The organism is Polaromonas sp. P3_C2 (genome assembly GCF_056402675.1).
The window spans coordinates 1-730 of the sequence record NZ_JBFUGX010001153.1 but is presented as its reverse complement, the minus strand read 5'-3'; the positions used below and the strand labels follow the sequence as shown (position 1 = coordinate 730).

Here is a 730-nt window from a genome sequence, read left to right as displayed (position 1 = left end):
TGGTCATCGTGCTGAGCGTGCTTGCCGGCCTGACAGGCAGCGCTGAATTCGCGGCCGCGGCAATGATGCCCCTGGGCTTGCTCATCGCAGCCATGTTTTCCACCTCGATTTACTTCACGTTTCGTGATAGCTTCGTGGCCACGCTACCCGGTGACTCGCCGGATGGCGCCAATAACCCGGAAAACACCAATAACGACCCCGCTACCCCAGGAGATTCTTCATGACCCAGCACCAGCTGCAAGGCCGTACCGAACAGGACATTTTGTGGTTTCAACGGCGTGACACGCTCAAGGCAGCAGCCGCCTGGGTAGCGATGGGGGGATTGCCGGCCGCCATGGCCCAGCAGCGAAGCAATATCGTCGAGCTGAGGGGCGATGCCCTGCTCAACGGCAATCGGCTGCAGACCGGCGAAACCATCCTCACCGGCGACCAGATCCAGACCGGTCCGGGCTCCAACCTGATGTTTGTCATCGGCAACTCGGCATTCCAGGTGCGTGAGAACTCCATGATGAAAGTGGAGCGCGGCAACTCGCTCAATACCGTGAGCCTGCTGCGCCTGCTCACGGGCGCCGTGGTCAGCGTCTGGGGCAAGGGCAGCAGCCGCTCCATTGTCCTGCCCACGCTGACGGCGGGTATACGTGGCACGGGCGTCTATGCCGAGGTCTTCGCCGACCAGGGGAACCGCAGCTATTTCTGCAACTGCTACGGTACGGTTGACATGGAGTCGAAC

The 730-nt window shown here is 61.5% G+C and carries 1 protein-coding gene and 1 pseudogene; both read left to right on the top strand.

Annotated elements, in window-relative coordinates:
- Positions 1–224: pseudogene (locus tag AC1DWI_RS25275) on the top strand (hypothetical protein); the annotation flags it as partial.
- Positions 221–730, top strand: a 510-nt coding sequence (locus tag AC1DWI_RS25270; RefSeq protein ID WP_477726198.1) for a FecR family protein, incomplete at its 3' end; no start/stop codon positions are given. The pseudogene AC1DWI_RS25275 and the gene AC1DWI_RS25270, both read left to right, overlap by 4 nt.